The sequence below is a fragment of the Vibrio sp. MOR3 genome, from assembly GCF_001557775.1.
Lineage (GTDB): Bacteria > Pseudomonadota > Gammaproteobacteria > Enterobacterales > Vibrionaceae > Vibrio > Vibrio jasicida.
The window spans coordinates 1-251 of sequence record NZ_LNRD01000069.1 but is presented as its reverse complement, the minus strand read 5'-3'; the positions used below and the strand labels follow the sequence as shown (position 1 = coordinate 251).

Genomic DNA, 251 nt, shown 5'->3' with positions numbered 1-251 from the left:
GTAAGGATGAGTTTTGAAGTCAGTATTCGTTGAGCCGAACAAAATCTTAAATTGAAGAGTTTGATCATGGCTCAGATTGAACGCTGGCGGCAGGCCTAACACATGCAAGTCGAGCGGAAACGAGTTAACTGAACCTTCGGGGAACGTTAAGGGCGTCGAGCGGCGGACGGGTGAGTAATGCCTAGGAAATTGCCCTGATGTGGGGGATAACCATTGGAAACGATGGCTAATACCGCATAATGCCTACGGGC

The 251-nt window shown here is 49.4% G+C and carries 1 rRNA gene; it reads left to right on the top strand.

Features of this window, described 5'->3' with window-relative positions:
- Positions 1–48: 48 nt before the first annotated feature.
- Positions 49–251: ribosomal RNA gene (locus ATB76_RS26975) — 16S ribosomal RNA — on the top strand; the annotation flags it as partial.